This is a genomic window from Rhizobium sp. P43, assembly GCF_056730705.1.
In genome coordinates this window covers 1012449-1038787 of record NZ_CM161539.1, presented here as the reverse complement: position 1 = coordinate 1038787, position 26339 = coordinate 1012449, and the positions used below count along the sequence as shown (strand labels likewise).

The following is a 26339-nucleotide window of genomic DNA, read 5'->3' as shown; positions in this document are numbered from 1 at the left end:
TGCGAAGTTATTCAGTTCCGTCCGCGAGATCACGCGCCTGCGCCCGGTCAGCCACGCCGCCCGAATTTCGAAGCCTTGACCCACCTTGGGAATGCTGAGGATCTCGTCGCGGCCATCAGCGGCGATATCGAGGCCGGCACGGAAAACGCCGCCGCCGGCACGTCCACGCTTGGCCTCGGTGGCCTGTCGAAAGGCCGAACCCTCGGTTGGTCCCTCCGGCTGTCGCTCGAACTTGCCGCGCTCACCAACGATCCACGCGACCGACAGCTTGCCGCCACGCTGCAGGAATGGCTGGACCAGAAAGGAACGCATCAATGAGAACTCTCTGTCTGGATGACGCCGAACGCGCCGAGGCTGCCGAAATCTATCGCGCCATCGCCGATCGCGAGAGCACGGAACAGTTGCTCCAACGCTTCTACGATTTTGCAGGCGATGCTGCTGGGCTGCGCCCCCCCCTAGCGGAGCTCAATCTTGCCCGCATGTGCGGTGCCCGGCAGGAGCCGGCTCATGGCTGACATCTGGTTCCGCGCGCACCACGCCGATTTCCGCAAGGCGCTCGCCATGATTATGGGCGCTGTCGATTTTGGCAGCACCATCCCGATCCTCGGACACGTCATGTTCTCGATCGACGGCGACGTGCTGACTTTGCGCGCATCGAACCTCGATCTGCAGGTCGACGCTGAATGCGAGATCTTTGAGGCGACCGACCGCGCCGCATTCTGCCTGCCCGGAGACCGCCTGAAGGCCTTGTCGTCAAGCTTGCCGGAGAGTGGCGAGATCATATTCGGATCCGGGCGCTTTAAGGATCAGGTATCCATCCGATCCGGCAAGGCCAGCCTGTCCATCCCCTTCCTTCCCGGTGAGGATTTCCCTTCGATCGGCGATGGAAGCGGCGCCGACTGGTATGATGTGGATGGCAACGAGCTGGCGCAAGGCCTCGGCAAGTCCAGTTTCGCCTACAACAAGCGCGACGATCGAGCTTATCTTGCAGGACTCTGCCTTCACGCTCGCGAGATGGATGGCCGCGAGATTTTGACGCTAGTCGCCACTGACGGCATCAGCCTCGCTCGGGTCTACTGCCCCTCGACGCCCGAACCTCGCCTGCCTGAGCGGCGCCATAGCTATCCGCATGTGATCCTGCCGCCGAAGACGGTCGAAAGCCTGCGCAAGATGTTCGAAGGTGCGCAGCGGGGCTGCAGCATCGCCACAACGGATGGGCTGCTATTCGCCCGGCGTGATGGCGTGACCATGATCTCCAAGCTGATCGACGGAACCTATCCCGGCTACGAAGGTGTCATTCCCAAGAGCCGCGACCAGTACATCGAGGCCGTCACCGCCGACATTACCGCAGCTGTGCGCCGCGTCAGTATCGTCATTGATGACCAGAAGCACGACGCCATGCGCGTGGTCATCACTCAGACAGGCATCAAGCTTGACCTTATCGGAGAGACCGGTGGCATCGCCGTCGAAGAGGTCGAGTGCTCGGTCTCGGCCCCTGTCGATTTCGAGGTTGGAATCAACGGCGCGCAGCTCCTGAAGCTAATGGCAAATATCAGCAGCGAGCGGGTGCGGATGTACTTCACCGACGCCGTTACCCCTGTCCTGGTCGTGCCCGTGGGGTCTGACACCGAAGTCTTCGTCCTTCAGGTCATGCGCTACCGCAACGCGCCAGGCAGGGAGGCAGCATGACCATCTCCGCCCCAAAGCCGAACGACCAGGAAAGGGCTCTTTTGCAGAAGGCAGCGGAGATCGAGCCCTTACTATCGCTCGGATGGCAGGGTTTCCGCAACTTCGAGGACGGGCGCACCGAGATCCTTATCGAGGGTGACAGCGGCGCCGATGCGCGACCGATCCTCCTTCTCACGGAAGAGATCAGTCATGCCGATCGAGAATTTGTCGTTCGCGGCCCGCAAATGCTGCGCGCAGCGCTCTCAGCCGGCAGATACCTGAAGGACATGGTTAAGCACCTTGAAGACGAGATCCGTCGCCTGAAAGGTGAGCCGGACCCGACCACCAAGCGTTTCAGCCACGCCCAGCAGTGCGGCACCTACTGCGGCCGCCAGGACTTCCAGCAATGGCTGCGCGACGTCCACGGCGCCGACATCGCCGATCCCAATCGCATCGCGACCCATGTCCGCAACATGCTGCGGGTGAAGAGCCGCGCCGAACTGGACGATAACCCGGAAGCCGCCGCCCGCTGGCAGAGCCTCCTGAAGAGCTTCAAGGAGAGAGTGAGATGAATACAGAGGCCACACCAAAGCGCGAACTGACCATCCGTGCTCTTGAGGCACATGCCGAGCATATGCGCAGACTGGCAGCTCATTACATGAAGGCCCTGGAGGAAGTTATTCTTTCGAGGCAACTCGAAGCGGCAAGCGGGATAGCTGCGCGCGCACTTGGCAGCAACCCGGAATCCCCGGAGCAACCGCAACCCTTCGCATGGTATTGGTTTGACCATCTCGGCTGCCTCTACATGACTGGCGACGATCGGAAGCCAGACGTGCCCGCAGATGCAAAGCCCCTCTATGAGCACCCGGCACCCCCACCACCCTCATCACATGTGGCAGGCTTTTCGCTGTCCGAGTTGCAGCGCGCTCATGTCGAGCGTCAGGAAGAATGGTGCCCGGATCAGAAGCCCGACCTGTCCTTCCGCGGCAACGAACTCGGCGGCGAATGTGGCGAGGCGCAGAACGTCATCAAAAAGCTTGAGCGCGAGCGGCACGGCTGGCGGGGCTCGCGAGACACCGTCGAGCACCTGGCCGAGGAACTGGCCGACGTAATTCATTGCGCCATCCTCGTCGCCATCACCGCTGGGATTGAGATCGAACCGGCCGTTGTCGCCAAGTTCAACAGCACCAGCGAGAAAAACGGCCTCTCGACCTTTCTCACCACTACGGAGGACGCTCGCTGATGGAAACGGTCAAGCTCGACGAGTTCCGCGCTCGCATCAAAGCACAGGGTGTATCCGACCGCTCTCACGCCGCGTTTAAGTGCCCCATGTGCAAGACTGTCCAGTCAATGACCAGCTTTGCACGTGCTGGCGCTGATGCGGAGACTGCAGAGAGGCAAATCGGCTTCTCCTGCGTCGGTCGCTTCATGGGCGCAAAGAGTCCGCGCAAGGAGCCAGATGGCGATCCCTGTAACTGGACGCTCGGCGGCCTATTCCGGCTCCACGAGATGGAGGTGATCGACGAAGAGGGCAACGCTCATCCCCACTTCGAAGTCGCAACCCCTGACGAAGCGCAGGCACTTGAAACCGCCAACGCCACCACGGAGGGCAAGGACAATGCGTGACCTGATGATAGACATTGAAACTCTGGGCAGCCGGCCAGGCAGCGTCATCTTGAGCATCGGTGCCGTCTATTTCGATGCGGAGACAGGTGAGCTTGGCAAGGAGTTCTATGCCGCAATCAAGCCTTCATCGTGCATCGAGGCGGGCCTTACAACCGATATCGACACAATGCTTTGGTGGATGAAACAATCGACAGAGGCGCAGGATGCAGCGTTTTCGGGCGATCGCTTCCTTAGCGGCGCCCTCGGGGAGTTCGGTCTGTTTGCTGTTGCCGGTAGTCCGTCCCGCGTATGGGCAAAGCCGCCGTCGTTTGACCTCGTTCTCTTGGAAGCCGCAATGAGGGCCTGCAAGCTGTCTCCTCCTTGGCATTTCCGGACGCATCGAGACTGCCGAACCCTGTTCGACATCACCGGTGTATCACAGCCAACCGTTGGCGTGGCTCACAACGCCTTGGACGACGCCAAGGCTCAGGCAGCCGGTGTGATCGAGGCATATCGCTTGCTGGCTGAAACCCCATCACCCGAACCGAGGGAGGTGGGGGAATGATCGAAACCCGCACCGCATTGGCGAGGCTCTTCGTGCAGTTCGCCATCATCACGATCCCGACCAGCATGATGCACCGCTACAGCGAGCTCTTCCTAATTGACGACAAGCTGAAGCTTGAACGCATCCAACAGAAGAAGACCAGGAGCGAAATATGAGCCAGCGTTCCGATAGCCTGTCCTATCCGCCGCGCGGGCTGTCCCGCGAGGAAGCCGCGCGATACATCGGCGTCGGCACCACCAAGTTCGATGACATGGTCAAGGATCGCCGCATGCCGAAACCGAAGAAGATCGACGGGCGTGTGATCTGGGATCGAGTTGCGCTCGATCTTGCCTTCAACGAGCTGCCGAGCGAGGGCAATGCCATCGACGAGATCTTGTCGAGACAGAAGCTTCGTGCCTAAGTGGTGCAATGATCGAAGAAAAGCGCCCGAACCTGTCGTGCTATGAGGACCGCCACGGAAAACTCCGGTGGCGGTTTCGCCGTAAAGGAAAGACGATAGCGATACCGGGCAGCCCCGGAGATCCTGAGTTCGAAGCGGCTTATGAGGCCGCGACCACGGGCCAACCGATCAAGCAGGCGCAGCTCGTCACGATGCCCGGCGCCGCAAGACCGGAATCCTTCAGAGCGGCATGGCGCAAGGTCCAGCAGTCGCCAGAATGGCTGGCCTTCGATCCCGCGACCAGGTCGAAGAATGTTCACCTCGCGGAAGAGTTCCTGGAGCTGCCGGTCGATCCTGACTTCCCCGAACTATGGGGCGACATGCTCGTCGCCGATCTAAAGCGCCGTCACGTCAAGGCCATCCTCGCTCGATTTGCTGCCACGCCGCATAAGGCGAAGCATCTCCTGGTCGCGCTCCGAAAGATGATCGTTGTCGGTCTGGACGAAGAATGGATCGAGAGCGATCCGACATGGAAGCTGGCCTATAAGCCCGCTTACAAGGGTTGGCGTGCGTGGACGGACGCGGAGAGGGAGATGTTCGAGGCTCGCTGGGCGCTTGGCACCACGCCGCGCACCGCCTATGCCCTCGCCCTCTGGCTTGGCAATCGTCGCTCGGACATCGCCCGCCTTGAATGGAGTTGGTTCGATTTCGTGAAGGGCAATGTTACGCTGACGACCAAGAAGGGCGACAAGCTTCTTGTGCTGCCGATCACCCCCATGCTGCGCGAGGCGCTGATGGCGATCAAACGCAAGCCGGATGCGAAAACGGTGCTGCTGACCGCATACGGCGAGCCCTTCTCAGAGAAGTCACTGACCGGCCGCATGGCCGACTGGACGCACAGCGCAGGCATGCCGAAGGGCTGCACGCTGCACGGACTTAGGAAGACGCTGGGGAAAATGCTCGCGGAGACTGGCGCGTCGACGCGTCAGCTTATGGGAACGCTCGGTCATGACGATATCGCCCATGCCGAACTGTACAGCCGCGCCGCTGAGCAGGAGCGGCTGGCATCGGACGCCATGAAGCGGCTGACCAACGATATCCGCTCCAAAAAGCGACGTGGCTAACCACCTGGCTAACCATGGTGGCGAACCGCTATGCAGCCCGTTGAAATCTCATGGCTTTCACAGGCCCTCCGGGCCCACCATTTCTTTTATAATCAAGCACTTAGAAGACTGTAGCTCGCCGCGAAAAACTGCAAATTTGACGCAAGGTTTTGCAGCAGAAACTATTTTCAGACCGATGTGTCAAAGGTTCGTGAGACACTTCTCAAACCCCATTTGAAGATCGAGTGAAAGCCCTTCGAATCACGCCGCCCAGACAGAAGGGTCTGCGGTCTGCACTCTGAGCAGTCTCAATCCGGCCTGATCCCACCGCAGGATCTTGTCGGTGAGGTTATCGAGCACGAAGTCACCCGCCTTTGTCTTGACGACGAGAACGGCGTGGTGCTCGCCTTTGGATGTGATCACCATGGCGATCCGCAAAGCGCCGACATTGAGCCCTGCCCTGCGCAGAAGATGCCGTTTCGTTACGGCATAGTCGTCACAATCACCCTGCTGGGGTGACAGCGTCCAGACGTCACGCTTATCGGAGGCCGGTTTGATGGAGCGGTTCACCTGCCGGTTTATCCGGTCCAGCGTGGCCATCAGACCGGCGGAATAGACGAGTGGATCAGCCGTGCCCCGCCTGGACTCCTGAGGATGCTGTAGAGCAAAGACAAGCCATTGCAGCGGGGCGTCGGACTTGTTGGCGGCGGTCACCGTCTTCGGCTTTCTGAAGCGGGACCAGAAGCTCATTCGGGCACCAGCATGTGTGGACCCATGCTTGGCCCAAACGGATACTCGGTCCCGGCCCATACCGGCCAGACGCGGCCCGTCAGTTGCTCCCAGGTCCAGCCGTCCCCCACGTTGAGAACGAAAGGCTCGCCGAGATCTGCTCGGTCACTGTCCGTTACCGTGACGACGGGCCACGGCAGGGAAAGCTCTTGGGAGGAGCGCACTGCAAACCAGAAGCCGGGAGCGGTTTCGGCGGGTGTCTCTTCGGCGGCCTCGGTGCGGTAGATCGTGACCGGGATCACGTCCACGCGGTGGCCCTCGAAGGTGCCGGAAACGGGGTTAGGTCCGTCCCATGCCTCGATACCGAACGGGGAAAGATCAGGGGCGGTCTGTGTGACGATGAGGTGGTCGATCATGTCAAAGCCCCTGATTGATCTGGTTGAAGAGCGCGAGCGCGTCGGCGTCGGAGAGGGCAAACGGCAGGAAGCCAGCGCGGCGGGTGATGTGGTTTGATGGGGCACCGCCGCCACCTTCGTTACCAACCCCCACGCCAGACATGGCCATGCCACTTGGAACACAAGGCGTTGTGCTAGGCGCTTGGGTCGCGATTTTGCTCCAGGCCGTCCCGTTGGGTCTGGCTGTCAAGAGTGCCGTAAACTCTTGCCCCCTAAGATCAGCAACACTGCTTCCCTGAGTGATGTTATTCCCTGTGGACTGCACCGTTAAGCCAATGGTGCCATTGGTTCGAACGAAGAAGCCTAGACGATTGCTGCTGTCAGCACGAACATCCAAGAGGTTTGCGAAGGTTGCCGCAGAGGCGAACGTTCTCCCCCGCCAGAACATCGTCACGCCGGTCACACTCGGATTAACCGCCATACCTGCATCGGCTGCGGGGATAATCAGCGTGTCCGCTGCGACCGTGCCGACACCGAAGGGGACTTGGTAGGGTCGCTGGACGATCTGGCCAGCGATGACGATGACGTCCTGACCTGCGGTGGTGCTGTCGGGACCGAGCGCAAGTATTGCCGAGGCGCCTGTTGACGTCGCCGTGAAAATCGCTTGGATTTCGTAGATACCGCCGCCGTGGTTGATGTTGACGATGTTCGACCAAGTTCCAGCAGCGGTTGATCCAGAAGTCAGCGCCTCTGCTGCACCATTAAGGCGGCTTTCGACACCGCCGCTAACATTGCGGACAATAAGTCTCGCGCGTCCTGATGAGCCTACAACATACAAAGCGCGAACGGCGTAAACGGTGCCGCTTGTCAATCCGCCCGTAATTGAGGCTTGAACGTTGGAAAAGATGTTTCCATCGGTCGCAACTCGACGTGCAGAAGAGAAGCCGAGAAAAGTCCCGATCTCGTCGCTAACGGAGGCGCTAGTAATGCTCCACAGCCTCGGGTTCAACGGGTTCGCATTGAGAACCGTATGCCCCTCCCGCCCATCATAACCAAGCCCCGGAAACACCTCCATCTGACCTGTCGGAAACTCCTGCCAGATGCCTTGCGCATTCTGGCCCCAGGAGTTTGAGGCGCGGGAGTGGTAGGCGTCGATGGTGGCAAGCGACACGGACTGGCCGTTGAGACGGTAGCGGCCGATGTCAAAGCGCAGATCGACCGCCGCGCCACGTATGAAGGCAGGCCCCCTGTTTGGGGCAAGACCGAGCTTCATCCCACCGACGGCTAACCTGGCATTCCCCAAGGCAAGAACGCTCATTCCGATATGACCTCAAAGGTTAGCGCCTCGGACCCGGATGGGTAGGCATAGACGTTGATCGCATTGAACTCATCGACGGACAGCGAGATCGGCTGGCCACTTTTGACGCTCAGGAAATCCAGGGCCGCTCCGGAACCTGAAGGATCAGGCACGGTGGAAGGCGTCGAGGTCCCCGTCCGGATGTAGGCGACCCCAATCGTCCGAAGCGACGCCAGGACGTTGACCGCGTTCGTGGCAATGGCCGTCCACTGGCCGGCGGGGCAGACAACCCCTTTGGTGACTGCTGGCATGGTGAAAACCTTTCTAAATGTCGCTCCAAGCGGTAGCTGTGGAACCAGACTTGTTCTCTCGAACAGCGACTTTCACAAACGGCATCCTCGGGAAGCGGCCGAAACTGTCCTCTGGCCTGATGGAGCCCATCAGCATCCAGTCAGCAGCTTCGTCCACCCGACCCAGTACATCGAAAACGGCAAGAGGATACTGGGCCTTCACCTGGACGATGAAGTCGTCGGGGGGAGACCAAGAATTTCCCTCACCTGTCGTATTTGTCACGTTCAGTCTGGTTGGCATATCTGGATCCTCTTTAGGTCTTTGCAGCGCATTCAAGCGACATCAGCCATCCGCCGCTTTCATCAAAGGTGAAGGTGTGAACAACTGTCGGAGCAACGAGATCTGAGCCCGACCAGCCGCCGAAGCCGGAAAGCACGATGGGAGCCCCAGCCATAGCCTCCGGCCGCCCTTCGATCGTGACGCTGCCTGAGATCGTAGCCCGCGCCATGTCCAGCGCCTCGGCCCTGCTCCTTTGCTTTGCTTCGCCGGCCGAAGGAGCTGGATGCAGCGCGAGGAACTTCGCCACCTGGCCGAGGCCGGGAACAACTTCGAGGATGGACACGCCCTGCTCCTCGTCAAACCAGCTCGCCTGGATCTCGCCGAACTCCGGCCGTCCTTCGGTCGTCAGGTCGCAGCTGATGATTTCATCGGCGGAGATGACAATCGGTGGAATGGTCGAGCCACCGGCCGTCTCTCCGCTGTTCTTGGCGGTGATCAGCCATTGCCCGTTGGCAAGCTTCAGGGTGCCGCCCAGATCGTCGGCGAGCTGCTGCGCAAAGCCCACCGCCGATTGCTGCATCCGCAGGCGATAGGGGATCTCGATTCGGGCGATCGACGGATGGACGCGGGCGCTCTTGCCGACGCCCGAGGCAAGCTTCCGGAAGATCTCGCCGGCCGTCGTCTCTTCGAAATGCTCAGCATCTGCCGCCTTATCCGCATCGACAAAGTCGGCAGAGCGGGCAACGACCAGCATCGTCCAGCCACTTTCCGCATCGAAGGTCAGGCTTGGGCTCTGGGCTGTGAAGATGCCGGCATCCTTCAGGGCCGATGCCTCCCAGCCATAAAGCAGCCGATACTTCTGGCCTTTCGGCGGCGGCGCGGGAAACGGCGGGGCGACGGAGAACTGCAGCTCGATTTCATCGGCCTCTCCGCCCTCGTTGTCAGTGTAAGAGACCGAAATCAGCGCACTTCCCCAGCCCGGCACGAGATCGCTGCCCAGCTCTCCGATAACCTGAACGACGGGTTTGCGCATTGATCACTCCCAAGCCAGCGTGAAGGTGGTCTCTTCGACCTTGGCCGTGAACACGGCCGGAAGCCGGATGACAGTGCCGGCCGGCACGATGCCGGACTGGATGGAAGCCGCGAGACCCGGATTGGCGTCGAGCAGAGCCTCGACCGTGCCCTGCCGCTCGGTCTGCATCAATTTCCTCGCGATACGGTCGAGGCGCTCTCCGCCGAAGGCTACGGTGTAGGTCATCCGAGCAGCCCTCCCAACGTGGCGATATCAATCCCTCCGCCCAGGCTTGCCGTCGCCGGCACAAGCATGAGACCGAGCGAAACATCGACCTTGCGGCCAACGCCGTCGAAGGGATGGAGCCGCTCCTCGTCCGTGTCGATCGTCTCGATCACGCAAAGCCCGCCCGATTCCCCGAGATAGTTGCCCCGCAGCCGGATATAGGGAACGACGTTCTGGGCCCGGTGATAGGCCTTGAGGATCGCATAGGCATCGAGCCCACCAACGACATGCGGGAAGGTCTGTGCCTCAATGATGATCCGCTCCGGATCCACGCCCGTCTTCTGCATCCTGAAGCCGGACTGCACCGGATGGACGGGAAAGCGGGCGGTCGAGGAATAGCCAATCCGCTGCGGGTTCAGACCCACGGTGTAGAGGATCGCACCGCCGATTGAGATCAGGGCGCCGTTTGGCCGAAGTGCGCTCATGCAGGCCTCCTGCCGGTGTCATAAAGTGAGCGGGCCTGGGCGCGCTGGATCTCGCGCGCCGCCTGCCGGCCGGCATGTTTGGCGTTCGGGGAGTTGATCGTCAGATTGTTGGTGTTGCTCGGCGAGATCGACGACTGCTGGCCCGGCGCCGGAGACGAGGGAGCCCCGGCCGGTGGCACATAGGTCGGAGAGATGACCGGCGACACCGTAAACCCGAGAAGAGCCTTCATCCTATCGACAAACGACTGCGCGTCCTGCTCGGCCTTTGCGCTTTCCTCAGCGAATCCTTCCCGATAACCCTCCATGGAGGTCTGAGCGGACGGCTTCAGGCTGATCCCGAAATGGTCCTTGGAATTGAAGTTGGGGTCAGCGGCGCTGCCCCATAGGAAGCGTTCTATGGCTGAGGGCTGCTTTCGTCCGGACGAAGTGTGTTCGAGCCAGAGTTTTAGGCCCTCTTGGATCAAGCCCCCGCTTGGAGCAATCGAAGTCGGATCGTTCTGCTGCTGATCTCGCGCCTGCTCCATGGCCTCAGAAATGGCGCGCGCTGCACCCGTCAAGTACGGGAGGAGCGGAGCAGCAGCGTCTTTTAGGTTCTGGCCGACATTCGAGCTCAAGCGAGAGCCTTGAGAATTCAAGTTGTCGGTCGCATTCTCGTATTGTGAATCAACCGTGCCTCGGGCCTCATTCATTCTGGCCATCAGCGCTTCTATCGCTTCGAGATCGTCAAAGATGGCGGCCAATCCCTTGAAGCTTTCGTCGTTCCGGAAGAGGTCGCGCATCTTGCGTTGATCACCGCCGACAGCTTTTCGATAGGCTTTGATCAATGCTAGAACGGGATCCTGACCTTCCTTCGCAGCAGCTTCCTGCACCGCAAAGGCATCAAGGCCATAGTCTTCCTTGGCCCTCTCTGTCACCTCCGGGGCCAGCATGTCGCGCAGGACTGCTTCAAAGGATGTCTTGGCCTGGTCAGAGGATCCAGACCTCTCGCGAATTGATTGTGTTACTGCAGCCGCGAGGTTGACGCCGCTAGCCCCCGTTGAACCCTGCACCGCCATGGCTGCAAGAATGGACGGAAAGTGGCGGGCCATATCGCCAACTTCAAACTTGCCGGCGTTACCACCGACAATGATTGAATCGTAGACGCCGGGCAAATCCTTCGGGTCTATCTTCATGTTGTTGCGCAAGGCCGTCGCCATGTTGGCGGCGTCACCTACGTTCGTATCCGAGGCCTTGGCAAACTTAAGCACGCCTTCCGTCATCACCGCAGCGTCGCTGTGACTCAGACCTCCGGCAAGCAGCGAGCCGAAAGCATCCATCGCGCCCGATTTCCCAACACCATATTGAGGACCGATGGCCCCAAGTATCTGGTCATAGCGGCGCTTTTCCTCGTCTGTGAAGCCGCCGATGTTCTGGATCTGATCGAGCCTGAACTCATCGTTTCCGGCGGCACGGACGGCAGCGCCCGCCGCCACAGCCGCACCGGCTGGGACGGCGCCGGCCAGATAAGCACCCCCGGCACCCAAGGCCAGGGGAACACCGAACTGATCAAGCGCTCCCTCGGCCGATGTCATCATTCCACCAGCGGGCCGCCAATGACCGTCAGCGATCAGACGTCCACCGCCCGTCGTCATGGTCGAGTAGCCGGGCCGCAACTGCCTTATCTTGTTCTGAGCAGCGTCAGCGGCCGCACCGATCTCGGCAATGGCAGCCTTGGCACTGGCCGCGTCAGTCTTCAGGCCGGTGAATGCGCCGTTGTCCATGGTGGCGATCGAAGCGCGCGCCAGGTCGGCTTCCGTCTTGATGCGACCGACAGCCGTGGCTGCCTCGCGCGCCTCCTGGGCGACACCATTGAAGCCCGTCCCGATCGCGGAAATCTTCTGCTTGGCATCATCGGCCGAGCGTCCGATCGCCCTTATGTCCTGGTTGAGCTGCTCGCCGCCCCGAGACCTCCCGATCTGGTCGGCGGCCTGCTTGATTTCCTTCAGGTCGCGCTCGGCTTCGTCCGCACCACGCTTCTGATAATCAAGGCGAAGCCTGAGGGCTACATCGATATTGGTCATCGAGCTCTTCCCCAGGTCTCGGAATAGACGGATTGCGCTTCAGGGTACCAAAGTAGCGCCTCGTCCCAGGCCATCCGCGAAAGCGCGTCGAGCGGGGTCGAGAAGCTGTTTGAAATTCGGGCCATCACGGAACGCCACCTCGTCAGATCAATGATGACGCGGTTCAGTCCCTGGGGACCGGCCGCAACAACGGGGGCAAAAAATCAAAGCACACCCCCGTCACCCGCTCGCCGTCCTTAGCCTCAAGACCCCGAAGCACATCGGCCTCAAGTCCGGTCATGATCGCGTAGATGTCGAAAAGGTCGGGAGACTTCGGATCGCGGCGGTCGAGAATGTCGCCCATCTGCCCGACCGTCATGCGTCTCACGGTGACGGCCTCGATTTCACCCAGCTCCGGATGCTCGAATGGAAAATCAAGGGCGACTGATTGCTCCATAGCCTTCAGGAACTTCAAGGCCGCGATCGGCCGGTCGCCCGCCGCCTGGTCCACCGCCTTCACGGGCCGCTTCTCCGGTTCCGCCGCCGTCTTCGCCTTGCCGCTGTTGTCCAGCTCCTCCCACATCTCGGCAGGCGGCAGCGGTATTTCCTCGACCTTCACATCGGTGGGATCGCTCTTCGACTGCGGGGTGAAAATGGTCGCTTTTTGAGGACTGTTCGACGTCATTTTAAAGCCTCTTCAAAAGGAAGGCCGGCCGCAGCGTCGCGCGGCCAGCACAAGGGGATCAGACGCTCAGGCGCGAAGATCAGGCCGCGATCAGTCGGTTATGCTCGGCCGTGTAGTTCACGCCGTCGATGATCAGCGTGTTGTTCTGGACATCGAACTTGTGAACCGTCTGGCCGTTGAAGATGTCGTGGTAGAGCACGATCGAGGACCAGCGCAGCCGGGTGGCGCCGGTCGATTTCTGGCCCTTCACGCCGCCCTGGGCATATTCGTTCAACAGGCCCTTCAGGAAGACGACACGACCGGTCAGCTGCGGCTGCCCGCCGCCCTCGACCTCGCCGGTCGAATTCGTCGGGAAGACGTTCAGGAGGTTCTCGTAGTAGGTGATCGTCGTCCAGTCGCCCGGCTCGCGGCCGAAGCGGGACTTCAGGTTCTCGTGAACACCGTTGACCGACATTTCGCAGGAGAGCGGCTGGATCTCGGCCGGCAGCTCCATGGCGAAGAAGCCGCCCCCCATGACGAAACTCATCATTTCACGGGTGAGCGTCGGCAGCGTGGTTTCATCGGCACGCAGGCGCTGGTTGATCTCGTCACAGTACCAGTTTGCGCCTCGGATGATGCGATCCATGGGTCAGTCTCCTTTAGGCCGTGACGCGGATGTTCGAGAGGCCGAGCTGCGAGAGCGCTGCGGCGATGTTGGCATCGAGCAGGTCGAAGGCTTCCGGCATGGGTTCGTCGTAGAGCTGCAGATCGACCAGATCCGGCGTCTCGGCCCAACGCATCTTCACGCGCAGACCGCCGGCTTCCAGCAGCGAGGCCGGGTTCAGAGACTTCGACCAGATCAGCTCGTAATCGATGATCGCGCCGAGCGTGACCAGGTCGGAGAGGAACTGGTCGGCCGCGCGATAGACCAGCGCCACCGTATGCGGCGTGATGTCCTCGGCCAGATACTGGCGCAGCGGGCGAAGCATCGCCTTCTGCACGGCGCGGCGCGTGCGGATCTTCTTGATCGAGCGCCAGCTCTTCACCGTCGGGTCGGTCGCCGTGGTGAACGGCGCCCAGAGCAGATTGCCTTCGATGATCGAACCGACGCCTGCCTGGGCGAGCTGGTTGGCTTCGGAATTGATGTCGCCGTCGGTGTAACCGACCGGCACAGAAGGAGCGAGAACACCCTGGAGCGCGCGGTTCCAGAACGCCTTGTAAGGCCCACCGGTCTCCTTGTCCCGGCGCACCATGGCACCCGCGACATGGGCCGAAAGTGGCCGGGTGACATTGCCGGCGCCGAGATTGACCACGCCACCGGGATACATGCCGATGACGTTCATGGCGGTGGCAAAATCCTCCGCCCATTCGATCGCGTCCTCCGTCGAGCTGGAAGGCGTATCGGCGATCACCACGCAGTCGATGATGCGGTCGGCAACCGTGCGGGCGGCCGCGACAATCGGATTGGCGGCATTGTCGAGCCGGTGCGCCATATAGCCAGGTGCAATGATGCAGCCCGGCTCGATCTTGATGTGGCTTTTCGCATCGAGCAGCGCCCAGACACCGGTCTTGGCGCCGGCACTGCCCACGATGGAGTTGATCTCGGCTTCGAGCTTTGCCTGCGGGTCCGTCAGCGTCGAATGCTGGGTGCGCACGAAGGCGAGATCGGTGACGATGCCTTCCGACAGGATCTGGTTGACCGTGTCCCTGGCGATGCCGGCCCCCAGCAGCTCGATCTGCGCGCTGTTGTCGAGCGAGAGCGTAACCGGCTCATCGATCGGAAACGCCACATTGTCGGCGAGCGGCGCCGGCAGAGGCACGCCAATAACCGTGGAGTCGCGCGTGTCGATCTTGGCGACGGTGCTGCGAAGGTTGGAAAACTGGCGTACGCCGACGAAATCCGTGGTGCCTGACATCGGTCATCCCTGCCTATCATTAGGTTCAGGCAACCGTGGCCAACAGCACGAAAAATCTGCGGCTGTCAGCTGTCAGCAGTCAGCTCCAATTGTCGAAAAAAGTTTGAATGGTCGGAGCATGGCCTCCCCGACCGGCAAAATCAAGCCTGCTGACTTGGCATCGGCGGTGCCGACTGGACGGTCCAGATCCAGAGAGCGTCGAGTTCCTGTGCGCTGATCCCTTCTTCGCTTGCAAAGCGGATCAGCAGCGGATCGTTGCGGCGGTAGACCTTGGCTTCTTCGAACCACGCGATGGCTTCGCTTTTTGCCTGCCTCTCTTCGAAAGTCTCGTCCGGCATGGCAGCAATGCGGTCCCGGATGTCCCATTTCGAGATATGGACCGAGGCCGCCGCCAGCCAGAAACGCAGGCGATCAAGCGGTTGGGTGAGCGGGGGCGAAGCCGACGGCGTTCTGAATGCCACGACTTCCGGATGATCCTCGGCCAGAAACTCCTCGGCAAGTCCAGGCTGCTCGAAGGTGAACGCGCCAACAATCGTGCCGTTTAATCGTTGAATGTAAGGCATATCAGTCTCGAACCTCGCGCCATCCAAGTGTTGCGATTTGAATGGAAGACCCTGTCTGGGAGTTTCCGCAGCGATACCGGATCTGGCCGGAGGCGTTCGTCGGCACCTCCATGTAAAATGTCTGCGTGATGATGGATCCTGCGACCCCGCCCGTGAACTGCAGGATCGGGTCATGATCGGTTGATGGCGCCACGTCCGGGGTGTCGGGGTCCGATACCCTCGCTGTCAGGAAGAGCGCGTTGTCGCGGTTGATCTGCAGCTTCACAAGCAGCTTCGCGATGACCTTGCGACCGGGCGGCACGGAGATTTGAACGACCTGCGCCGAGTTGGACGCGGCAGCACTCACATCCTGTGCACGGTTGGACCACCAATAGTCGTCTCCGATGTGCACGAATGGGATGATGTTGCCGCTGGCATTGGTTCTGACCGCGCCGCGAAGCCGGCTTTTGCGGTTGTAGTTCGCCGGCAGGCTTGGGTTTGTTGCATTGACCGAGAGCAGCACGTCAACGACAGCCGTGTCGGACCGCTGGATGAGATGCGGGTAGTACCAGGTGTTGATCGCCTTGGAGCCTGTATCCAGCCCGCCCTGATTGTTGCCAACAGTCCAGTTTGCATCCAGCCTCTTGGTCAATGCGCTGGACAGCGTCATCAGTGCCGGCGTGGCGCCATCGCTGGGATAGGAGCCGGTCGAGAAGACGATGCGGTTGTTGGCATCTGTCACGTCATTGGCCATGGTCAGTCCGCGCCCGACACCGCGAAGAAACTCACCTTGAGGCGCGTTCACCACGGGCGCTGCCAGCGTCTTGTTCGAAAGTGTCTGCGTGCCGCCTTCGGAGACAAGTCCGGTCAGGTCGTCATTATCAGCCTTGGTGGCAAGCAGCTCGGCGATGTCTTCCAGGAGCGCGGACAACCCCACGACCTGGGCAATCGAATGCTCGTGTGCCCCGACCGCAGCAAGCGCCGAAGAAGGAACCCAATTGCCCTCGGCGTTCTTCACCAGGACATAATTGACCGCAGCTGCAGCCGCGCCCTGCACATCCGTCAGATCATCGAGCGAGAAGGTCGCGTTCGCCGGCATCTTGGCCGCCAGCGCTTCGACCAGGCCGGTGATCGTTGACATAGCCTGGTTATGTTCGGCGTTGGCTTTGCCCGCCACCACGCTCTGCAGCGTGTGGATGATCGTGTCGAGCATCATGAAGGCCAGGGCAATGTCCGGGAACTGCTGGCTGATTTTCGTCGGCGGATCCGCGTTCTCGTTCGGGATCGGGAGATTGAGGTTGGGTGTCCGGTCCATGGTCATTCTCCTCAGAAGACGGCTGCGCTGAAGTCACCGATCAGCAGGCGCGAGGCCGGCCCGCCGGTGCCCGTGATCCTCAGCCGGCAGGTCGTCGCCGTCTGCCCGGTCAGTTCATGCTTGCGATCGACCCAGAGCGGGAAGGCAAGCGGCTCCGTGTCTTCGAGCGGCATCAGCGTCCAGGCGCCTCCGTCCTTCGAGATGTGCATGGTCACGGAAGAGCCCCCGGGCAGAAACGCCTTGTAGTAGCTCGCCACGCGCACCAGCTCCCCGAGATCGAAGGCGCGCGTGACATAGGTCAGCTCCTCGTGGATCTTGCCGGCAACGAGCTGCACCGGCGCATAAAGGATCGGAGAGAGCTTCGACGTGCCCTTTAGCACCGCCCGAAGTTCGACGGTCTCCGTCAGATATTCCGGGAGCTGCAGCACCTGGCCGGCGGCGAGCCGGTAGATCGTGCCGTTCGTCCGCTCGATCTCGAACTCGACCGAGCAGCCGGCCGAGGGCAGCTCGATGCTGGCGCGGATCTGAAGATCGGAGCAATCCACAAGCGCGAAGCTTCCAAGCTCCACCACCTTCGTCGTCACCGGATAGGTCAAGGCAACGACCCGCCAGCTCAGGGCCTCGTCCTGATGCGCCGTCCAGGTCCGGGCGTTAACCGAGGAGAAGCGCGGCGCAACCACGTAAGGGTGCCGCGAGATCTTCTGCTGCAGCTCGACATCGAAGCCGCCGAGCTTGGCAACCGAGACCGCATGATCGCCGTCATCGGTCTTGATGACATGCCCGTGCAGGGTCTGCGGTGTGGTCGTGACCGGGAGCGAGAAGCGTGCTTCCTTCCAGCCGACGACAGCGCCGGCCATCGAGACGAAGGCCTCCGCCTGGATGTCGGCGGTCGGATAGCCGTTCGCGGTAGTGACCTGGTTGACGACGATATCCTTGCTGGTGTCGCCGATCGCGCAGAGGTGGAAATCGAAGCCGATGATCTGGCGCAGTTCGGGAACGGCAAAGAGCTGCGCCTGTGGATCGGAGCTGCGCTCGCTCTGGCGAAACTGCTGCACGACCTGAAGCTCGGTCCACCGGTTGACGGTCGTCACCTGGCGCATGATCTGGGTTTCGATGCGGCCCTGGCCGGCAAAGAGCGCGGTGGCCTCAGAGCCGCCCATGCCGCTGGCAAAGACCGTCTTGGTACCGGCCGTCACGTTTTCGGGGATCACGAAACTGCCGGTGACCACGCCGCTCGCATTGGCCGTCAGCGTGCCCACAGGAGTCACATCCACGCCGTCGAAACTCAGCTCCTCCAGGATCTCGCCGGGCGCAAAGCCCTCGATCGTGAAACCCACCGTAATCTGGCGCAGGAACTCGATCAGCTCGCTGCGGGTGTCCACCAGCTGGTTGACGCTGCTGACGGTCGTCAGCGGGCCGCCATCCGTGCGGACCCCCTGATTGAACTCCTGTGTCTGCGCCGAAAGCCATTGCTGCCGGCTCACCGTCCAGAAATCCACCGGCGGCTGCAGCACCATGGAAGCCGGCAGGAAGGTGAAGTTCATATAGGGGTTGATCTTCTCGCACTGGCTCTTCAGCTCCTGCGAGATGATCACCTCCTCGACGCCATCCAGCGTGACGGGTGCGGTCAGCGTCGTGTCGTAAAAGGTCGGGTCGATGGCGAGCTGCAGCATGCCGTTGAAGATCGCGCCGGTCTGGGCAACGCCGACATCGCGGTAGCTGTCATCGGTGAAGGGGTCGACGAAGATCCCTTTCTTGGCCACCGGCTCGCGGGCGTCGGTCGCGTTCTTCAGCCGCTCCAGGCCGAAGAGCCGGAGCATGTCGAGATGGCTGTAATAGAGCCGCGCGATCTCGGATGCAGGCAGGAAGCGCACGCCGTCATCGACACCATCGACAATGATCACCGGCGGTGACATCCAGTCGTTGCGGATCTGGCAGAGCTTAAGCGCATCGCTCGGCGCGCCTGGCGGGCGCGGATTGGAGCGCGCGGAAATGCCCTTGATGTAAAGCGGTGCGCCTTCCTCGGTCAGGCAGAGCCGGTCGATGCGCGGCAGCTTGCTGGTATAGGTCACGATGATATCGCCACCCGTCGCCCCGCCGGAGACGGTTATCTCGCGATCGGTAAAGGCGTCGGCCGTGACATTGGCCCGGTAGCGGTACGTAACCGAATATGTTGATCCGGCAGCCGGCTCCGCGCCGACCAGCACCCAATCGACGGTATTGCCCACGCGCGTGAAATCCGTGCCCTGGACATAGGTGGTTCCGCCCTGCGTTACCGAGATGATCTCGGTCACGCTGGTATCCGGCAGGCCATCGGCGCCATTGGCAATCGCCCCGCGTGTCACCGCGACCGTCTTCTGCTTGGTGAGCAGGATGGTGTTGATGACGCCGATCGGCGGAACATCGACCGCGAAGGTATGCGAGGCGCCGCCGGGATAGGTGTGGGTCTCGCCGTTGATCAGCAGCTCGTCCCAGTCTTCCAGCTCTTCATGGCGGAGTGCGGCAAGCCGGGTGCGCTTGTAGCCGTTGATGTTGGCCTCGCCCTCCGAGATCGAGAAGATCTGCTTGCCGGCATCGGTACCGAGCCAGGTCACGCGGCAGCCGCTGACGATATAGTTGCCGTTCGGCCGGTCATATTCGATGATCGACTGCAGCGCCGGCGCCAGGATGTTCGGCCCGGTCTGGTCGAGGATCACCCCGTCCTGCAGCGTGTAGACCGTGAAGAACAGGCCCGGCTCATCCGCATCCTGCCGCGACCAGGTGGCGCTCCGTATCTCGCGGGCCGCCCCCGGCTCGCCTTCGGCATCCGATCCCGGCACCAGGCCAAGCAGCGTCGGGTCATCTTCCGATGTGATCCAGGTGGTCACGAGCCGGATGCCGACCTCCGTGCGGCCGGTCATGGCCACGTCTGAGAGAACGCGGCCCGGCACATCCCAGACATCACCGTCTGCATAGACGCGGCCGGCTTCGATCGTCACGGTCTCGGCGTCGATATCGACAAAGGCGTCGCCGCGCTCGATGCGGTCGCCGTCACTGACGATGACCCGGCCGAGCCGCTTGATCAGGTTGCGGGCGATCGTGCCCATCTCGGTCAGTTCAGACGTCTGGATATAGGCCTGCTGGCCGTGAAAGATGAGCTGCTGGATCTCCGGCCGGCTCTGAGCGCGGTCATAGGCGAAGGGCAGGCCGGAAGGGTGTTCGAAAGCCATCAGAACCTCACGAGGAATTTGAAGCGCTCGCGGACCGTTTTGCGAAGCGGCAATGTTACCTTTCGGTGGGCGAAGGACGGGAAATCAGCGGCACCCATCCAGAAGCGACCGGCGGGAAATGAAACCTGCCTGACCACATCTTCAGGCCCGAGCATCGCCTTGCCTGGCTTGACATCCGAAGCCAAGACGAGATCACTCACGACCTCGACAGCTTCGATTTGGACGCCATCGAAGTCACCGAAATCGGTCATGAACTCGACATAGGCGAGCTGACCAGCCGGCGACTTGGAATATCTCTGGCCGCCGAAAATGAATGGACCATCGAAGCTTGGCGATACAGCATGGCTCGATTTGACTCGACGATATCCAAGGACATCGCCATTTCCGTCGATCAGCTTGAGATAGAAAAGCCGCCCGTTGAACCAGGCCGCCATCAGCTTGGCGCGCTGGGTGACCGGATCATCCGCCCATGCGAAATCTGCCGTCACCCAGGGGTAATCCATATCCACCCAGGCAAGCCCACCGTCTTCGGGCGTGTCCAGCCAGTTGCCGATCGCCGTACCCTCGGCTTTGGTCAGGCTGTGCTCGATCTCCGTGGTGCGGCCGAAGGACCAGATCGGTCCACCGGCCCTGAGCCGCGTACCGCTTTCATGCTCCAGCAGGCTGCTGTTCAACCGGCTCGCATTGCCGATCGCCGGGCCGATGTCGTACTGGTGTACGCCCCGGCGGAAATCCGACCGGAACGGCAGCGAAAGCTTCGTGATGCCCTCTATCCGGTCAAGCAGCGGGCTGTCGTTTTCAGGCAGAACCGGAAAGCGAAGCTGGGCGGAATTCCACCAGACACGGCGATGGTCTGCCGCCTCGATCGAGGCGGTCAGGCCGAGGAAGGCAAGACCGCGCGTGACCGCTTCATAGGTGCCGCGCTTGCGCATCCAGGCGCGGCCCCGGCCGTCGAGCAGCTCGTAGATGTTGGAGACGAACGGGGTCAGCATGCCAAGCCCGTCCTCGAAGACGAGGAACGGCAGGACGTCGGGTGCCGGCGAGATCCGCTTGCCCGTGCGGATCGCCGGCACGGCAGCCTTCAGAGCGGCCCAGCGCTGTTCGCGGGACTGTTCGAGCACGCGCTCATAGATGTCGGAGCTGGCGGGCAGAAGCGAGGTCAATAGGCCCTCCCGCGCAGCGTGAGGTTGACGGTGCCGATCGAGATGGCCTCGGTCGGCTGTGCGATTTCATCGGCCGACGAGGCGAGCGCGACCTTGTGCACGCCGGAGATCATCAGCTTCGACAGCACCCAGGCGTGGGTGAGATCCCGGCCGAGCTTCTGCTCTTTGTCCCACTCGGCGCGGAGATTGGCGATCGCACGGGCGACGGTTGCATCATCCGCATCCGGCAGGATCCAGATGTCCCCGGTCAGATTGACGACGCGCCGGATGGCGGCCTGCACGATGATGGTGTCGTTGACCAGCTGTGCACCCGGATTGGCCAGGGCAGCACGCACCTTGTCGAGAAGCTCCGTGCTCGCAACGCCGTCGGCTTCCGTCGAGAAGATCGCGATGTAGACGACGGGGCTGCGAAAGCTGCGATAGGGCTGAGCCCACTCGACACGGATATCGGCCTCCATGGCGATCGACTGATAGCGCTCCATCGGCCCGCCGGTCGAGCGCCCCATGACGGCGAGCAGCACGCGGGTCAGCAGGCGATCGTCGTTCTCGCCCGGCATGCGCACCACGTCGAGGAAGGCAGCCAGGTGATCGAGGTTGGCGTCCTTCGCGAAGTAGAGAAGCGTCGCCCGGAAGACGTCGTTGATCTCGGCCCTGAGCAGCATCTCGCGATAGCTGTCGGCTTCGTTCTCGATGGCGAAGGGATCGCTTGCCAGCATCTCGACCGAGTATTCCGGCAGATCCGGGAAGATCGCCCGCTTCTCGTTCCAGATCGTCAGGAACCTTTGCTGCTGGCGATCGACGATCGCCTGGTGATCCAGCTCCTGGATCACGGTCGGCTTCGGCAGGGTGGAAAGGTCGATCGTCGCCATCAGAGCCCCAGCGCGGTTGGTGTGGTGGACTGAAGGCCGAGATCGACGGCAAGCCCATAGTTTCCGAAGCGACCCTCGGGATAGTAGATCCCGCCGTGGCGGATCCCGAGCTTTCCCGATTCCTGAAGCGTCACAAGCTGCAGCTGGGTGATCAGATATTCCGGCTCCCAGCGCGCGGCGGAAGCCACCATCTCGTTGTAGATCAGAAGTGCGATCGAGGGCGTCAGGTCCTCGGAAAGCGCAGAGCGGAGATCTGCACCGAAGGTCAGGCGCATCACGCGGGTGCTGAGCCGGGTCTGCCAGATCTTGGCCAAGGATTGGGCAAGATGCGCCGGGCCGGTCAGGATCTGGCCTGTCCGTGCGTTGATGCCTGTCCGGTAGCGGATCTCGCCTGCCATGGTTTCAAAGGCCCTTCAAACAGTCTTTATGCTTCGTTCGAACCGTTGTTCTCAGCGCCTTCAGGTGCGTCGGCCTTCGGCTCGACACCCTCCGGACGGATGTGCAGCGCGAGCAGCTCGCCGCGCGCCTGGTCGTCGGTGAGAACGATGCTCTCGCCGGCGGTCACGCGCTTGCCGGCGACCCGCGCGGGTGCCTTCTCGGTGACCACATAGGTCTTGGCGCCATCCGTTTCGCCGGTCGTTGCGGCCGTGATCTCGGTCGGTTCAGCCGGTTCGACTGGGTCGATCGGAGTGGACTTTGTTCTACTGGTCTTTGCTCTGCTGGTCTGGGCCATGGTGATCTCCTCAGGAAGACAAGGGTGGGCCGGGCACTCCCGGCGGTGCGGATATGTGGCCGTGGTCGTCGCCCACGTTTGTTTCGTTGTGGCGGAAGCTGCCGTCGCGCGCCTGGAAGTCGCCCTTGATCTCGACCGGACCTTCCAAGAGGAAACCATCCGGCGCGACCAGGTGAAACTTGCCCGACTGCCGCTTCATCACGGTCTCGTCGCTGGCATCGGAAGGAGACGGGTTGTCCTGGTCGAAGGCCGCCGGGAGCGCGATCGACCCGGCGCCGACGGTGCCGGACATCGAGATCATCAGCATCTGCTCGCCTTCGGCCGGCTCGCTGTGGATCGAGAGCGCTCCGACGCCGGCCTCCTGCCAGCGGATCCACGGGCCGAGCACGTCCTCGCCCTTCGAGTTCTTGCCGAGCTTCAGCCGCAGCCGGCGCTTTGCAGCATCCTTTGGACCGACCTTTCCGGTCAGGACCACCATGGACATGCGCCGCTCGGCCGCTTCGATGCGGTTCATCTGCCGGCGCAGTTCAAGGGCGACGGGATCACGCATCGTCGGCCTCCTCGGCTGCCGGGATCCACGGCCCAATCTCGTTGATCATCCGGCCCTCGTCATAATCGATCAGGCCGGTCTCCTCGTTGTAGCGGCCGACGTGGTCGGGGAAGACGCTGCCGCCGAGATCCGCCATGATCTGTGTCCAGGTCACCGTGTAATAGGCGACGCCCTGGGACTGATCCTTGATCGTGAAGAGGGGTTTAAGCTCTGCCGGCGGTGTCGTCTCCGGCGGCATGACGCCGGAGCGCTGCCAGAGCGAGGTCTCCAGATCAGCAAGGATCTCCAGCACCCGCCCGCCGATCGCGAGACCCACGGCTTCCTTCTCGACGCGCCTGGCGCCAACGACCTTGGCTTCGGCCACCACATAGGCGACCCATTCGATCACCAGCCAGAAGCGCCCGTCCACCTGCTGGCCGGTCTTGATCTTGGAAAAGCCGACGCCGATTCCGGGCGCCTTGACGACGGTCTTGTTGAGGAGTTCCGAGATATCGACCTTGCCCGGATGGGCCGTGACGGTCACGCCCGGATTGAGCGCGGCAAGCGTCGAGACGATCGCGGCCTGCAGCGGCCCGAGCGCATCGGTGGCAAGCAGCTGATCGAGTGGCTTCGGCGCGATCATTGCATCACTCCGAAGTGGTCGGTCACGACGCCGATGATCTCTTCGATGTTGTCATCGGAGAGGCCGACAAAGGGACGCGGCGGGATCGTGACCTTCTTCGCATGGATCACCTGGGCGTTGCCGCCGAGCGTGAAGACGAGTGCCTTGCCGTTCTTCGGCACGATCGTCATGCCCTCCTGATGGACATGGGCATATTCCCAGGTGGCGCCCCATTCGGCCTGCTCAGCGGATGCAGTCCAGACCAGCGACGACAGGAGGTGCTGGCCGGTCTCCATCAGGATCGACGTCCGCTGCGTGTTGGGCAGCCAGGGCGTGCCATCCGGTGCGGTCTTTTCCTCTTCGATGCGCCGGCGCGTCTGGCTATCGCCGAGCGCGCCGATCGCGGTCATCAGCTCGGTGGGTTCGAACTCGAAGATCGGGCGGAGGCGGACGAAGGCTTCGTCCAGGCCGGAAATGTCGATGATGATGGACGTGCTCATATGCTGCCCAACCGGTCTCGGGTGAACATGCGCTCGGGCGCCTGCAGCACGACTTCATTCTGGCCGATGTCGCCGGCCTCGGTAGCGTCGCCACCGCCGGAAGGGGCGCTCGATGTCAGCGCACCCTTGCCGGCCGCGATCTGTTCCAGCCGCTTGATGGTCTGGTCGTAGCGCTCCTTGATGTTCTCGGTCGATCGCGAGAAGTCGAGCGCGATCCGGTAGAAGGCAACGTCGATGCAGTAGAGCCGGAGAAGCGAAAGAGAGTCGGCGTCAAGGCTGGCAAGCTCGGCCGGCGAATAGCGGCCGGCGAGGATGCCGCGGATCTCGATCGAGGCGTCGAGCAGTCCCTTCTCGATGCGCACATCATCGCGCAGGCCGGTCTGCTCGTCGGCCGCCACCAGCGTAAGCTGATCGCGGAACCGGGCTTCGATGTCTGCGATGGTGGCGTAAGGCTGCATGGCGTCCTCTTGGAGTTTGGTGCCGGTCTCTCCCGGCTGTCACGTCCATTGTCAGACGTTGCAGGCGCCGTGCGCGCGGGCCTCGCCTACTCGCATCTCCCGTCATCAGATCCGCCGTTTCAGTTTTGGGCGGGTGGCCTGACCGTTGTCGCCGGATGCTTTCGCTCGGTATTCCTGATCAGTCGTTGTCTGCCGGGCGCTCTTCGAAGCGCCCGTCGATCTTCAGCAGCGGATCCGCGCGCAGCGCTTCCAGGACCGCAGCCGGATCATCGCCCAGATCCTCGGCACGCAGCTCGACCGGAACCGGACCAAAGCTGAAGCCGGCGCGACGGCGCGGGCCACCAGGCGCGGAGACGATCAACACCTGCTCGGCAACGACCATTTCGAATTCCTGAGCCGCGCTGGCACCGGACAGCAGAGCGCCGGTCGAAGGATCGACCAGCTTGCCCTTGATATCTTCCGGCAGGGCATCCGCAGCGTGGGCAACCTTGATGTCTGCAATCACCGTATTGAGGCGCTCATCCCGCTCAGCTTCGGAAAGCGCGTTCCAGGCATCGACAGCGAGAGCGGACAAGGTGTGGGCGAAGCTCACGACCGTGCCGATCTGCAGTGCCTGGCCCTCGGCAATCTCGATCAGCGCCGGCAGCGTGTTCGAGCCGTTCAAGGTTTCTTCTGCCTTCGGCTTGATCGCCGGCTTTGCCTGGGAACGCTTCGACATCATGTTTCTCCTGGTCTTCGGGTTTTCGGGAAAGAGGCACGGCCTGCCGCTTTCCGGAAAACCCGGTGGCCCGCAAACGCTCGGGCCACCGGATCGCTCGCCGCACCCCCCAAGGGTTCGTGGATCAGCCCAGCAACGGTGCGTGCATCAGCTGCACGAGGTTGCGGTCGGTGTTGGTGGTTCCGTTCACCTGCTCGGACATGAGAATGTCGCGCGCCTTGAAGTGATTGGTGTTGCCCACAATCAGGTGGGTCGGACGGATATTGAGCTTCCGGCCTTCGTCGTCCTTGAACTCGGTCATGGCAGTATAGGCAGCCCGGAGGTTCGCCGACGTCAGCTCGGCCTTGGAACCGAAGGCCATCTGCCAGAAGCCGAAGCCGGCGGCGACACGCGCATCCACGCCGTAGAGATACTGGTCCTTCATGAACACATGATCGGACGTCCGGCCGTCTTCCTTGGTCGTGAACTCGTAGTCACGGCGCTTCTGGAAAATGAACGGCTTCAGGGGGCGAGACAGATCGGCCAGGATCCAGATCTCGCCGGAGCCAGCCTGCATGTTGGAGACAGACGTCTCCTGACCAGGCTGGCCGACAGGATGGTCGGTATCGAAGAAGTTCTGACCGTCGTAGCAGAGCGTGGTGAAGCCGCCGTTGATCAGCTCGAACACGATCTCGTCCGGGTGCTGCGCGGCCGACTGGCCCATCATCTGGAAACGGGAATTGTAGAGGGAGAGCTTGTCGTCTTCGATGTCGTCACGCTCGACGGCGATGGTCATCTCGAACTTGCGGTTCGTGATGCTGTAGCCCTTGGCGGCGAGCTGCTTGACGCGGCGATCGCCGATCCACTCACGCATCTTCGGCATGTCGCCAAGCCAGGAGTAGATCTCCTCGCGGGTCGTCGAGGTGACGATCGTCGAGACGGAGGCATACATGGAAGGAGCGGCTGCGAAGGCGCCCTGGTAGATCGTTTTGTAACCGCGAAGTGCTGCATCCAGCAGGGCGGCTGTGATAACTCGTGCCATTGGGTTCT

At 61.9% G+C, this 26339-nt stretch carries 35 protein-coding genes; 11 read left to right on the top strand and 24 right to left on the bottom strand.

The window, feature by feature from the left end; translation table 11 throughout:
* Positions 1-75 precede the first annotated feature (75 nt).
* Genes AC1PUL_RS05130 through AC1PUL_RS05085 form a run of 10 tightly spaced genes read left to right on the top strand, consistent with a single transcriptional unit; the run spans position 76 to position 5341 of the window.
* Positions 76-318 (top strand): hypothetical protein, encoded by a 243-nt coding sequence (locus tag AC1PUL_RS05130; RefSeq protein WP_480466955.1) that lies wholly within the window; start codon positions 76-78, stop codon positions 316-318.
* On the top strand, positions 315-515 hold the full coding sequence (locus AC1PUL_RS05125; RefSeq protein WP_480466953.1) for a hypothetical protein: 201 nt from the start codon (positions 315-317) through the stop codon (positions 513-515). The genes AC1PUL_RS05130 and AC1PUL_RS05125 overlap by 4 nt, the downstream gene beginning before the upstream one ends.
* Entirely contained in the window at positions 508-1689 is a 1182-nt protein-coding gene (gene dnaN / locus AC1PUL_RS05120) for a DNA polymerase III subunit beta (RefSeq protein ID WP_480466951.1), read from the top strand. The genes AC1PUL_RS05125 and dnaN overlap by 8 nt, the downstream gene beginning before the upstream one ends.
* Positions 1686-2240 (top strand): hypothetical protein, encoded by a 555-nt coding sequence (locus AC1PUL_RS05115; RefSeq protein ID WP_480466950.1) that lies wholly within the window; start codon positions 1686-1688, stop codon positions 2238-2240. Before dnaN ends, AC1PUL_RS05115 begins: the two co-directional genes overlap by 4 nt.
* Positions 2237-2911, top strand: coding sequence for a MazG-like family protein (locus tag AC1PUL_RS05110; RefSeq protein ID WP_480466948.1), 675 nt, complete (start codon positions 2237-2239; stop codon positions 2909-2911). Before AC1PUL_RS05115 ends, AC1PUL_RS05110 begins: the two co-directional genes overlap by 4 nt.
* Positions 2911-3294, top strand: coding sequence for a VVA0879 family protein (locus tag AC1PUL_RS05105; protein WP_480466946.1), 384 nt, complete (start codon positions 2911-2913; stop codon positions 3292-3294). The genes AC1PUL_RS05110 and AC1PUL_RS05105 overlap by 1 nt, the downstream gene beginning before the upstream one ends.
* Entirely contained in the window at positions 3287-3838 is a 552-nt protein-coding gene (locus AC1PUL_RS05100) for a 3'-5' exonuclease (protein ID WP_480466944.1), read from the top strand. Before AC1PUL_RS05105 ends, AC1PUL_RS05100 begins: the two co-directional genes overlap by 8 nt.
* Entirely contained in the window at positions 3835-3993 is a 159-nt protein-coding gene (locus tag AC1PUL_RS05095) for a hypothetical protein (RefSeq protein WP_480466943.1), read from the top strand. Before AC1PUL_RS05100 ends, AC1PUL_RS05095 begins: the two co-directional genes overlap by 4 nt.
* Positions 3990-4238, top strand: coding sequence for a hypothetical protein (locus tag AC1PUL_RS05090; protein WP_480466942.1), 249 nt, complete (start codon positions 3990-3992; stop codon positions 4236-4238). The genes AC1PUL_RS05095 and AC1PUL_RS05090 overlap by 4 nt, the downstream gene beginning before the upstream one ends.
* 8 nt (positions 4239-4246) lie before the next feature.
* On the top strand, positions 4247-5341 hold the full coding sequence (locus AC1PUL_RS05085; protein WP_480466941.1) for a tyrosine-type recombinase/integrase: 1095 nt from the start codon (positions 4247-4249) through the stop codon (positions 5339-5341).
* Positions 5342-5581: 240 nt separating this feature from the next.
* Here the strand turns inward: AC1PUL_RS05085 and AC1PUL_RS05080 are convergent, their stop codons facing one another.
* The 8 genes from AC1PUL_RS05080 to AC1PUL_RS05045 all read right to left on the bottom strand — a co-directional run bounded on the left by AC1PUL_RS05080 (position 5582) and on the right by AC1PUL_RS05045 (position 11604).
* Entirely contained in the window at positions 5582-6070 is a 489-nt protein-coding gene (locus AC1PUL_RS05080; protein WP_480466939.1) for a transglutaminase-like cysteine peptidase, read from the bottom strand.
* Positions 6067-6465 (bottom strand): hypothetical protein, encoded by a 399-nt coding sequence (locus AC1PUL_RS05075; RefSeq protein ID WP_480466937.1) that lies wholly within the window; start codon positions 6463-6465, stop codon positions 6067-6069. The genes AC1PUL_RS05080 and AC1PUL_RS05075 overlap by 4 nt, the downstream gene beginning before the upstream one ends.
* 1 nt (position 6466) lies before the next feature.
* Entirely contained in the window at positions 6467-7762 is a 1296-nt protein-coding gene (locus AC1PUL_RS05070; protein WP_480466935.1) for a hypothetical protein, read from the bottom strand.
* Complete coding sequence (locus AC1PUL_RS05065) at positions 7759-8052, bottom strand: hypothetical protein (RefSeq protein WP_480466934.1); 294 nt, start codon at positions 8050-8052, stop codon at positions 7759-7761. Before AC1PUL_RS05065 ends, AC1PUL_RS05070 begins: the two co-directional genes overlap by 4 nt.
* Before the next feature lie 293 nt (positions 8053-8345).
* Complete coding sequence (locus AC1PUL_RS05060; protein WP_480466932.1) at positions 8346-9344, bottom strand: phage late control D family protein; 999 nt, start codon at positions 9342-9344, stop codon at positions 8346-8348.
* A gap of 3 nt (positions 9345-9347) precedes the next feature.
* Complete coding sequence (locus AC1PUL_RS05055; protein ID WP_480466930.1) at positions 9348-9569, bottom strand: tail protein X; 222 nt, start codon at positions 9567-9569, stop codon at positions 9348-9350.
* Complete coding sequence (locus AC1PUL_RS05050) at positions 9566-10033, bottom strand: phage tail protein (RefSeq protein ID WP_480466928.1); 468 nt, start codon at positions 10031-10033, stop codon at positions 9566-9568. Before AC1PUL_RS05050 ends, AC1PUL_RS05055 begins: the two co-directional genes overlap by 4 nt.
* Positions 10030-11604: a phage tail tape measure protein gene (locus AC1PUL_RS05045; protein WP_480466927.1), complete on the bottom strand. Its 1575-nt coding sequence runs from the start codon at positions 11602-11604 to the stop codon at positions 10030-10032. Before AC1PUL_RS05045 ends, AC1PUL_RS05050 begins: the two co-directional genes overlap by 4 nt.
* A gap of 21 nt (positions 11605-11625) precedes the next feature.
* On the opposite strand from AC1PUL_RS05045, the gene AC1PUL_RS05040 reads away from it, so the two are divergent.
* A complete protein-coding gene (locus AC1PUL_RS05040) occupies positions 11626-12120 on the top strand; it encodes a hypothetical protein (RefSeq protein WP_480466926.1) in 495 nt (164 codons plus the stop codon).
* A 136-nt stretch (positions 12121-12256) separates the two neighbouring features.
* Here AC1PUL_RS05040 and AC1PUL_RS05035 read toward each other — a convergent pair whose 3' ends face one another.
* The 16 genes from AC1PUL_RS05035 to AC1PUL_RS04960 all read right to left on the bottom strand — a co-directional run bounded on the left by AC1PUL_RS05035 (position 12257) and on the right by AC1PUL_RS04960 (position 26331).
* Positions 12257-12691 (bottom strand): hypothetical protein, encoded by a 435-nt coding sequence (locus AC1PUL_RS05035; protein WP_480466924.1) that lies wholly within the window; start codon positions 12689-12691, stop codon positions 12257-12259.
* Between the two features lie 145 nt (positions 12692-12836).
* Positions 12837-13382, bottom strand: coding sequence for a phage major tail tube protein (locus tag AC1PUL_RS05030; protein WP_480466923.1), 546 nt, complete (start codon positions 13380-13382; stop codon positions 12837-12839).
* A 13-nt stretch (positions 13383-13395) separates the two neighbouring features.
* Positions 13396-14652, bottom strand: a complete 1257-nt coding sequence (locus AC1PUL_RS05025; RefSeq protein ID WP_480466922.1) for a phage tail sheath family protein — start codon at positions 14650-14652, stop codon at positions 13396-13398.
* Positions 14653-14792: 140 nt separating this feature from the next.
* On the bottom strand, positions 14793-15215 hold the full coding sequence (locus AC1PUL_RS05020; protein WP_480466921.1) for a hypothetical protein: 423 nt from the start codon (positions 15213-15215) through the stop codon (positions 14793-14795).
* A gap of 1 nt (position 15216) precedes the next feature.
* Positions 15217-16509: a phage tail fiber repeat family protein gene (locus AC1PUL_RS05015; protein WP_480466919.1), complete on the bottom strand. Its 1293-nt coding sequence runs from the start codon at positions 16507-16509 to the stop codon at positions 15217-15219.
* Between the two features lie 11 nt (positions 16510-16520).
* Positions 16521-19718: a DUF4815 domain-containing protein gene (locus tag AC1PUL_RS05010; RefSeq protein WP_480466917.1), complete on the bottom strand. Its 3198-nt coding sequence runs from the start codon at positions 19716-19718 to the stop codon at positions 16521-16523.
* Positions 19718-20881: a phage tail protein gene (locus AC1PUL_RS05005; RefSeq protein WP_480466916.1), complete on the bottom strand. Its 1164-nt coding sequence runs from the start codon at positions 20879-20881 to the stop codon at positions 19718-19720. The genes AC1PUL_RS05010 and AC1PUL_RS05005 overlap by 1 nt, the downstream gene beginning before the upstream one ends.
* A complete protein-coding gene (locus AC1PUL_RS05000; protein WP_480466915.1) occupies positions 20878-21750 on the bottom strand; it encodes a baseplate assembly protein in 873 nt (290 codons plus the stop codon). Before AC1PUL_RS05000 ends, AC1PUL_RS05005 begins: the two co-directional genes overlap by 4 nt.
* The gene (locus AC1PUL_RS04995; RefSeq protein ID WP_480466913.1) at positions 21750-22148 is read right to left on the bottom strand and encodes a GPW/gp25 family protein; all 399 of its coding nucleotides are present in this window, start codon (positions 22146-22148) and stop codon (positions 21750-21752) included. The genes AC1PUL_RS05000 and AC1PUL_RS04995 overlap by 1 nt, the downstream gene beginning before the upstream one ends.
* A gap of 26 nt (positions 22149-22174) precedes the next feature.
* Positions 22175-22483 carry a hypothetical protein gene (locus tag AC1PUL_RS04990; RefSeq protein ID WP_480466912.1) on the bottom strand — a complete coding sequence of 103 codons (309 nt, stop codon included), beginning with the start codon at positions 22481-22483 and terminating at the stop codon, positions 22175-22177.
* Positions 22484-22493: 10 nt separating this feature from the next.
* Positions 22494-23033 carry a phage baseplate protein gene (locus AC1PUL_RS04985; protein WP_480466910.1) on the bottom strand — a complete coding sequence of 180 codons (540 nt, stop codon included), beginning with the start codon at positions 23031-23033 and terminating at the stop codon, positions 22494-22496.
* Positions 23026-23655, bottom strand: coding sequence for a hypothetical protein (locus tag AC1PUL_RS04980; RefSeq protein WP_480466908.1), 630 nt, complete (start codon positions 23653-23655; stop codon positions 23026-23028). Before AC1PUL_RS04980 ends, AC1PUL_RS04985 begins: the two co-directional genes overlap by 8 nt.
* A complete protein-coding gene (locus tag AC1PUL_RS04975) occupies positions 23652-24134 on the bottom strand; it encodes a phage virion morphogenesis protein (protein ID WP_480466907.1) in 483 nt (160 codons plus the stop codon). Before AC1PUL_RS04975 ends, AC1PUL_RS04980 begins: the two co-directional genes overlap by 4 nt.
* Positions 24131-24592 (bottom strand): gp436 family protein, encoded by a 462-nt coding sequence (locus AC1PUL_RS04970; protein ID WP_480466905.1) that lies wholly within the window; start codon positions 24590-24592, stop codon positions 24131-24133. The genes AC1PUL_RS04975 and AC1PUL_RS04970 overlap by 4 nt, the downstream gene beginning before the upstream one ends.
* A gap of 178 nt (positions 24593-24770) precedes the next feature.
* Positions 24771-25310 (bottom strand): hypothetical protein, encoded by a 540-nt coding sequence (locus AC1PUL_RS04965; protein ID WP_480466904.1) that lies wholly within the window; start codon positions 25308-25310, stop codon positions 24771-24773.
* Between the two features lie 124 nt (positions 25311-25434).
* Positions 25435-26331, bottom strand: coding sequence for a Mu-like prophage major head subunit gpT family protein (locus AC1PUL_RS04960; protein WP_480466903.1), 897 nt, complete (start codon positions 26329-26331; stop codon positions 25435-25437).
* Positions 26332-26339 lie beyond the last annotated feature (8 nt).